This window comes from Prosthecobacter sp. (genome assembly GCF_044222345.1).
GTDB lineage: Bacteria > Verrucomicrobiota > Verrucomicrobiia > Verrucomicrobiales > Verrucomicrobiaceae > Prosthecobacter.
This window is the reverse complement of the sequence record NZ_JBGANL010000103.1, coordinates 1-8,263: the sequence shown is the minus strand read 5'-3', so window position 1 is coordinate 8,263 and position 8,263 is coordinate 1. Positions and strand designations below refer to the sequence as shown.

At 61.4% G+C, this 8,263-nt stretch carries 10 protein-coding genes; 1 reads left to right on the top strand and 9 read right to left on the bottom strand.

Annotation, left to right across the window (positions count from 1 at the left end; translation table 11 throughout):
• A partial coding sequence (locus tag ACILSL_RS26150; protein ID WP_395735021.1) for a hypothetical protein occupies positions 1 to 914 on the top strand: 914 nt, incomplete at its 5' end.
• A 172-nt stretch (positions 915 to 1,086) separates the two neighbouring features.
• On the opposite strand, the gene ACILSL_RS26145 is transcribed toward ACILSL_RS26150, so the two are convergent.
• The 9 genes from ACILSL_RS26145 to ACILSL_RS26105 all read right to left on the bottom strand — a co-directional run.
• Complete coding sequence (locus ACILSL_RS26145; protein ID WP_395735020.1) at positions 1,087 to 1,629, bottom strand: class I SAM-dependent methyltransferase; 543 nt, start codon at positions 1,627 to 1,629, stop codon at positions 1,087 to 1,089.
• A complete protein-coding gene (locus ACILSL_RS26140; RefSeq protein WP_395735019.1) occupies positions 1,604 to 2,194 on the bottom strand; it encodes a hypothetical protein in 591 nt (196 codons plus the stop codon). The genes ACILSL_RS26145 and ACILSL_RS26140 overlap by 26 nt, the downstream gene beginning before the upstream one ends.
• Complete coding sequence (locus tag ACILSL_RS26135; RefSeq protein WP_395735018.1) at positions 2,191 to 2,946, bottom strand: hypothetical protein; 756 nt, start codon at positions 2,944 to 2,946, stop codon at positions 2,191 to 2,193. The genes ACILSL_RS26140 and ACILSL_RS26135 overlap by 4 nt, the downstream gene beginning before the upstream one ends.
• The gene (locus tag ACILSL_RS26130) at positions 2,943 to 3,254 is read right to left on the bottom strand and encodes a hypothetical protein (RefSeq protein ID WP_395735017.1); all 312 of its coding nucleotides are present in this window, start codon (positions 3,252 to 3,254) and stop codon (positions 2,943 to 2,945) included. Before ACILSL_RS26130 ends, ACILSL_RS26135 begins: the two co-directional genes overlap by 4 nt.
• Positions 3,255 to 3,261: 7 nt before the next feature.
• Entirely contained in the window at positions 3,262 to 4,056 is a 795-nt protein-coding gene (locus ACILSL_RS26125) for a hypothetical protein (RefSeq protein WP_395735016.1), read from the bottom strand.
• A 6-nt stretch (positions 4,057 to 4,062) separates the two neighbouring features.
• Entirely contained in the window at positions 4,063 to 6,798 is a 2,736-nt protein-coding gene (locus ACILSL_RS26120) for an IPT/TIG domain-containing protein (protein WP_395735015.1), read from the bottom strand.
• A gap of 228 nt (positions 6,799 to 7,026) precedes the next feature.
• Positions 7,027 to 7,569, bottom strand: coding sequence for a peptidoglycan-binding protein (locus ACILSL_RS26115; protein WP_395735014.1), 543 nt, complete (start codon positions 7,567 to 7,569; stop codon positions 7,027 to 7,029).
• Between the two features lie 151 nt (positions 7,570 to 7,720).
• Positions 7,721 to 8,020 (bottom strand): hypothetical protein, encoded by a 300-nt coding sequence (locus ACILSL_RS26110; protein WP_395735013.1) that lies wholly within the window; start codon positions 8,018 to 8,020, stop codon positions 7,721 to 7,723.
• 8 nt (positions 8,021 to 8,028) lie between these two features.
• Positions 8,029 to 8,263: hypothetical protein (locus ACILSL_RS26105; protein ID WP_395735012.1), on the bottom strand; the 235-nt coding region annotated here is incomplete at its 5' end.

Genomic DNA, 8,263 nt, shown 5'->3' with positions numbered 1-8,263 from the left:
TTCCAAGTTGGGTGATTGCCTGCACTCGTCGCCACTCGAAAATAAGCGATAAACTTAGATATTGGGTTGATTCATCCGATGTTCACCAGAGCATCATAAATATCAATTCAGCTTGCGGTTATGTTCCTAAGCGTATCTTCCGCACTCCCAACCCCGTGCTCATGAAACAACTACTCCTCGCCCTCCTTCTGGTCTCTTTCGCCTCCACCGCCGCCCTGGCAGACAGCCCCGAGGCCATCCTCAAAGACTACCGCAAGCAGGCCACCCAGGCGCTGGAGCGAGTGAACCAGTCGTTGGAGAAGGCTGCGACGCCGATGGTCACGAAACTGGTGAAGGATGGAGACACCGCCGGGGCGGAGTTGCTCACCAGACAATATAAAGCCAAGCTCGCTGGCGAACCCGTGCCTCTGCCGCATGCCGTTGCGGTGCAGCTTTTTTCTTTGTACGATGAGGCCCGTGCCAAGGCTCTGGCACCCGTGCAGAAGTCCGGCATCGCCCGCATCGAAAGCCAGCTGAAAACTGCTGGCGGCGCCAAGCTCGAAACCGTGACGGAGTTGGGCAATGTGCGGGCGGAGATCGAGGCAGGGCTGGTAAGCCAAGCAGCGACGTTCACTAAAGCTGACTTCCGAAGCTTTCTTAAACAGAACAAAATTGCGAAAACCTGGGGGTATTATTTTGATGCGAACTTCACCAAGAAGTATGGCATGCTTTACTTGAATGAAGATGGTACGTTGGTGCTAAATTCCGGAGGTTCCTGGAAAGGAACATGGGTGCCGACAAGTGACCCTACGGTTTTGACTGTAGAAATCAAAGATGGCGAAAAACCCGTAGAGAAGACCGAAATCATCATCAAAGGCAAAGTAGCTACTATTACACGCCCCACCGGCTTGAGGTTTCTCCAGCCGGAGGAATGAGACTTTCACAGAGAATGCAAAGACAGAGGCATGCTGTGGCTTGCCTATCCTCTCAGGTATTTAATGTCGGACCAAGAGCCGTGTCGGCGAGTGCGTACGCTCCCATACTATGGCGGCTGCTGGTGCTGGCATTGTTGCGCAAATGATTCATGTAGGCTGCGTGATGCGGAGTTTAAACCTTTTCTATAATGGCCTGACCTCCTAGTTGCAGGATCTTCATTTCTTTCTCATAGATGTTGATGAAGGTATCGATACCCATCTTTGGACAGTCCCTGCGCTGAAGCTCGTTCATGCGCCAAAGTACATCATCAAAGATCATCACTCCGCCTTTTTTGACGGATACCCAAGCACGGACGGCATCAGTAAGCGTATGGCGGGCTGAATGATTTCCATCAATATAGACAAAATCCCACATCTTGAAGTCAAGTTTGGCCTTGTCGCTTTCCATCTTTAGCAGATTGATTTTATCCCTGCAGTTCAATGCATCAACGTTATGCCAAAAAGTTTCCTCTTTAGACATGATAAAAGGGTCAACGCAGGTCATTGTTGAATTCTCGTGACTGAGAATGTGCTGCACAAAGAAACACGTGGAACGTCCTTCACATGAGCCAATTTCAAGCGCGTGTGCCTCAATGCCTGCAAACTTGCCAAGGTGATTGCGCCATGACTTATAGTGTTGGCATGCCCAGTCATTTGTCCAGATAGGTTCTTTCATAATATGATGATACTCGTTTAAGCCATTCTAGTTTGTTTTGCTTTCCCGCTGCATGAATGGCTACTGTGTCTTTGGGCGGGGTTTCGCCACACCAATTCCATCTGGTTGAAAGCAGTGCGAGCACGGCCCCGTTTTGGATAATGGAATGGTTGGTGAATTTCTCGTCTTCAAGAGATGGAGGACTTTGTGCTTCTTTAGCATCTATAAGAACTTTTCTATTGGTGGGGAGTATGGGGTTCATGCCCCAAAATCCCGAGCATAAAAGATGGTCTGTAGGAAATCCATGGTACGCTTCCCGTTCCGGCGTGTTGTTCGGCGCACCAATAATAAGGCCACCCATTTCAGGCAGTTCATGGCGAACAGGCACAGGCCACCAATCTGCATCGAAAAACCAAGCCGGCTCGGTCAGGCCTAGCCAAGTGTCAATCTTTCTGAGATGACACTCTTTTTTATTGGCACATTCAATGATTTGGACAGTTTCAATGCCGAGAAACATTCTCACTCGAAGCTTGGCTTCTTCGGCCATCTCCACCATGTCTTGAGTTGCGATAGTCCAGGCAATCATCGTATTTCGTGGTTCATCACATGTTGATAAAGCAGCGCTTCCGGACGCACGGGGGCGTGCGCGCGGCCCCAGATCATTTCCTGCGCCTTGAGCGCGGCCAGCTTGTTGCCCACTTTCTCTCCTGCTGCGTGCAGTCCCACGACAAAGCGTGGGCGGTGTGGAACGAAGCCCCACTGCGCCGCCTTGTCGTAGTAGTTGTACGAAGCGGGCAGGTACCTCACTGGAATGCCGACTGATAATGCGCCGTGATTGATATAGTACTGGTCGGTGTGGTCGGATGGCTTCTCACGCTTTCCGACGAAGACGTCATGCTCCGCATCGCGGGCGATCTCGAATATCCGGCGCATTTCTGGACGGCGGAAATCCACGGCAAAAAAGCCTGTATTGAAATACCTGAGTTGCTCCAGTCTGGCATTCCCCTCAAAGCAGTCCTTGTAGCAGAATGAATCGGGATGAAACACGGCGGGATCATGCACGGCCATGAGTTCTCGCCCGTCCCAGGCTTTGAAGTCCAGCGTGTTCAGTGCCCACCAGTCGAGGTCGAAAAAAACGATGCGTTTTTGCCCCACCTCAAGATCGAGCTGCAGCTTGGCGCGGAAGCCTTCGCCATCCGTGCGGCGGCGGATCACCTTCACCCGCAGGCCGGAATGCTTTTTGAAGCGGCTCACAGCATCTTTTTCAAGATGCCGGTAAGCAGGAGTGCTGACGGTCACTCCGATGATGTCGGATGGGTTGGGACTTTTAGATTTCATAGAAGATAGGCGTCAGGGCCTCCATTGTCGTAGGTCCAGCTCCCATTGAGGAAGACCCAGCCTCCGCTTCCACCAGTGCCTCCTGTGCCTCCGCTTCCACCAGTGCCGCCAGTGCCGCCAGTTCCGCCGCCAGTTCCGCTCTGCGCGCTCTGGCCGGTGGTGAAACTGGGGCGACGATTTCCGGCGCGGATGGTCAGGTTGTTCTGCGTGATGCCGGGGGTCACCTGGACGCCGGGGATGGAGTTGATCCACTGCCGTGACAGCCAGGGGCTGCCGACTTGCATGGGGCCGATGGAGGTCTGAATCATGGGCAGATCATGAGGAGTGTTCGCGGTCGTCAATCGGTGGGAAGGCTTCCACGAGCTCGCGGAACCAGAAGCCGTTGATGTTTTGCGGGGTGTCTTCCACGGGATAGACTTCCCAGTCCGTCATGGGGGTGGCGGGAAATTCCTGGGCCATGGCATCGCTGCCGATCTCCACTTCCGGGGTGCCTGCGCCAAAGAGCACCTTGCCGCTGCTCTGGATGCGCGGGAAGCGGCAGCCGGGGTGCAGGCATTCGGGGATGTTGCCGGTGCTGCCGTCAAAGCTCCAGTTCACGGTGTCGGTGATGGGAGTGGGGGACCGGTGCATGTTGCGCGGCCACGGGCGCTCGGAGAGAAAGCGGCTGGTCTTGAACCAGGTGGGGTAGGTGGCGCCATCGCGCACTTTGCTGCGCACGTGCACGACGCTGCCGTCTGACTGCTTGGACGAGAGCGAGAGGTTTCCCTGCTCAAACCAGAGCTTCAGCAGCACGGTGGGCCAGAACTGCATGCGCTTGACCCAGGATACCTGGAAGGGGGTGTTGCGCTCCTGGTCGGTGCGTGTCCTGCCAAAGATGAAGGTGCGCTTCTGGTAGTCGGCCTTCAGGGCGTGCACCAGCGTGTAGCCCTGCAGGCTTTCGGGGATGGACTCGGCGTTTTTGATCCACGCGGGGCAGTCGCGCCACAGCACGGTGTTGCTGAGGAAGTCGGGGATCATGTCGCTGACGCCTTCCTTCGCCGTGATGGAGAAGGCGCGCTCGGCGGGGTTGGGCGTGTCCACCCAGTCGAAGTTGGTGTTGATGGAGGGCATGGCGGATTATTCGCTGCGTGGTTTGGAGCCCCAGCCCACGATCTGATCTTTGCGGAACTTGTAGGAGAGTCCGCTCTGGGAGGTGAAGATCATCCAGGTGGACACGCGCGCGTACTGGCGCGGCTTCACATGCAGCACCTCATCGGAGAGGCGGCTCTTGGAGCCGCTGCTGGCCGCAGTCGTGCCATCGTCCGGATAGAGGTATGTCCCGCTGCCGGGCCCGGGGACGACCCACGCGGCAAAGCCGCCATAGGAGACGCCGGTGTTTTGGGTGAATATCGTGGAGGGGAAGATGTCGCGGTAGGGATCGCTCACTTCCTTGCCCGCCGTGCCCAGGGTGGCGCCGGTGTCGCTCACCATGCCCTCCTCGCTCAGCGCCCCGGTCCACTGCGGCACGAAGCCGTCTCCGCGCCCGCCTTTGAGGTAGATGTAGGTGTCCGTGGGCACTCCCAGCACATAGAGGTAGAGGCTGTTCGCCGCGCTGGTGCCGGCGGCGGCGGTGACGAGCACGCTGGCCGTGCCTGCGCTGCCAGCGGGAGTGGTGCAGGTGAGCGTGGTATCATTGACCACAGTAATGCCATCTGCTGGCATGCCGCCAAACGTCACGCTGGTGGCGCCCGTGAAGTGCGTGCCGGTGATCGTGACACTGGTGCTGCCGGTGGACGCGCCGATGGGCGGGGAGACGCTGCTGACGGTGGGCAGCGCCAGCACGTAGGTGAAGAGGCTGTTGTCGGCATTGTGCCCGTTCGGCGTGGTGACGACGACGCTCCTGGCCGCACCGGCGCTGCCCGCCGGGGTGGTGCAGGTGAGGGTGGTGTCATTCACCACGACGATGCGCGTGGCCGCCACGCCGCCGATGGTGACGCCGGTGGTCCCGGTGAGGCTGGCGCCGGAGATCGTCACCGTGGTGCCGCCTGCCGTGGTGCCCTGCGCCGGGGACATGCTGCTGACCGTGGGCGCGATGAGGCCGTAGGTAAAGGGGGCGTCGTCCACGCTGGAGCCGCCGGTGGTGGTCACCACCACGTTGGGTGAGCCCACGCTGCCCGCCGGGGTGATGCAGGTGACGCTGGAGTCGCTCACCACGGTGACATTCGCCGCCGGCACGCCGCCGATGGTGACGCCGCCCGTGGTGGAGAGATGGGTGCCGGTGATCGTCACCAAGGTGCCGCCCAGGGTCGAGCCGGAGTTCGGAGACACGAGGGTGACCGTGGGCACCGGGGGCACGTAGCTGAAGAGGTTGTTGGCCGCATTGGTGCCGCTGGGCGTCGTCACCAGCACGCTGGCGGATCCCGGAGTACCCACCGCCGGGAGGGTGCAGGTGAGGCTGGTGCTGCTGATCACGGTGATGTCCGTGGCCGCCACGCCGCGGAAGGTCACGCCGCTGACGGCGGAGAAGTTTGTGCCCGTGATCGTCACCGTGGTGCCTCCATCAGACGTCCCGCTGGAGGGCGAAACACTGGCGACCGTGGGCGGTGTCAGTGCATACGTGTAGAGGCTGTTCGCCGCACTCGTGCCGCCGGGCGTCGTCACCTGCACGCTCGCCGGTCCTGCGCCGCCGCCTGTGGGCGTGGTGCAGGAGATGCTGGTGCTGCTCACGCTCGTGATCGTGGCCGCTATGCCGCCGAACTTCACCACGGAGTCCGAGGTGAAGTTTGTGCCAGAGACTGTCACGCTCGTGCCTCCGTTCACCGTACCGCTCGTCGGAGAGACGCTGGCGACCGTGGGCACCGCCAGGTAGGTGTAGAGCGTGTTGGCCGCATTCGTGCCGCTGGGCGTGGTGACGAGCACGCTGGCCGTGCCCGCGCTGCCTGCGGGCGTGGTGCAGGTGATGCTGGTGCTGCTCACCACGGTGACGCCGGTGGCCGCCACGCCGCCGAGGGTGACGCCCGTGGCTCCGATGAAATTCGTGCCGGTGATCGTCACACTCGCGCCGCCGCCCAGCGGGCCGCTGGCGGGCGAGATGGCGCTGACCGTGGGCGCGGTCTGGTAGGTATAGAGGGAGTTGGCCGCATTGGTGCCGCTGGGCGTGGTGACGAGCACGCTGGCCGTGCCGGCGCTGTGCGCGGGGATGGTGCAGGTGATGCTGGTGCCGCTGACCACGACGACGCTGGTGGCCGCCACGCCGCCGAGGGTCACGCCGGTGGCTCCGATGAAATTCGTCCCGGTGATGGTCAGACTCCCGCCGCCTGCGGGAAGTCCGCTGGAAACCGAAACGCTGCTCACCGTGGGCGCGGCCTGGTAGGTGTAAAGGGAGTTGGCCGCATTCGTGCCGCTGGGCGTGGTGACGAGCACGCTGGCCGTGCCCGCGCTGCCCGCAGGCGCGGTGCAGGTGATGCTGGTACTGCTGGTGACGGTGACACCCGTGGCCGCTACGCCGCCGAGGGTGACGCCCGAGGCTCCGATGAAATTCGTCCCGGTGATCGTCACGCTCGCGCCGCTGGTGAGCGGGCCGCTGACCGGGGAGATGCTGGTCACCGTGGGCGCGGTCTGGTAGGTGTAGAGGGAGTTGGCGGCATTGGTGCCGTCCGCGTTGGTCACCAGCACGCTGGCCGTGCCTGCGCTGCCGCCGGGCGTGGTGCAGGTGAGGGTGCCGTCATCCACCACGGTCACGCTCGTGGCGGCCGCGCCGCCGAGCGTGACGCCCGTGGTGCCGGTGAAGTTTGCGCCGTAGATGGTGACGCTGACGCCGCCGCTGAGCGGGCCGCTGGCGGGGAAGATGCTGGAGACTGTGGGGGAGGCCATGATCGGTAAAGAGAGTGGTATGAAGTGGTATTAAGTGAGGTGAGGAAAATCACGCGGCGGCGGTCATGGCCGGGGCTGCGGCCCCTGTGCGGGCTGCGGCCCGGCCTGCTCCGTGTCCCTGCGGCTCTTTGCCGGCGGCGCGGCCTCCTTGGAGGCAGGGGAGGAGAGGTGTATTGGACGATGGCATACTATGGTATTGGGTCCGGATTTGAATAGTCAAGCGGAGGATTAAAAAAGAATTTTCAGCAGCGCCGCGCACCCGCACTGCCGGCTCACGGCCTGGGGATCGTACCTGCCGTCGGCGGTGTATTTGCCGCAGCGGTACTGGTCGGTGAAGGACCACAGGTAGGGGGAGGGGACGCCGCGCCTGCGGTAGCCGGTGCCGTTGTAGTTTTCAAAGGCCACCAGCGCCGCGCCGGGGCTCCAGTCGGAGATTTGATCCAGGCCGTCGCAGATGAGCGCATCGCGTGCGGACTCCTCCCAGGTGAAGGGCGGCTTGCCGCTCTTGGGCCGGCCTTTCGGCACCTGCACCGTGCGCGCGGAGAGCGGGTCTCCATTGTGCAGGTGCTGGTGAAAGCTCAGCCCGCACTCCAGGGAGTGGAGGATGCCCGGCACCCACCACGGCATGCCGGGAAACTGCGCCGCCACGGAGGCATAGCGCTGGCGGTGCATGCGGATGCGCTCCGCCTCCGCCTGCACCTCCGCGGCGTGTTCGGTCTTGATGGAGCAGTCGTGAAACTGCGCGGCGTAGGTGTCGGATAAAGAGCTCATGGGGTCAGTGGTTTTTCGTTCAGTGTTGGCGGTGCGCGCAGGTGTCAGGGTCAGAAGAGTTCACGGGAGCCGGGTGGCGGTGGCCTGTGGTCCAGCAGCAGGTGCATGCCCCACAGCAGCAGGCCCACGGCGGCGATGCCGAGCAGTGCATTCATGGTGCGACTCCCGCAGCGGGGCTTTTCGCTGAAACCTGCGCGGAAAGCACCTGCTGCAGCGCAGGGATGTTTCGCAGCTCCTGCGCAGACATGGCGGCCACGGCGGCCCCGGTGCTGCCGCCGGAGATCAGCAGCGCGCCGCCACCGGCCAGGATGTCCTTCTCCACAGCGCCGATGATCTGCGCCTGCACCGCCGGCGTGCGGAGTTTCAGGATGGCCGGATTCGTGCAGGAGCCCAGGGCCATGGCGGACGCGAGCGCCGCTGCGGCGGCAGAAATGAGTGCGTGTGTTTTCATGGGTTCAGTTATTTGGAGGTCTGCGTCCTGCTTGCGGGTGTCGCGGTGGATTCTGCGGGCTCCCTGCGGTCGGTTGCCGCCACCGCGCCGGGTTTGCCGCTCAATGCGCTCCCGCTGGGAGACCATTCCTCACCATTGCATGTGGTAGGAAGTGGTATTGGAAGGTCTGAAAAATCATTCTGGCTGAGGCTCTGCATCAGCGCCTCAAAGCGCGCGCCGCGCTGCAGCCAGGTGGAGTGTCCG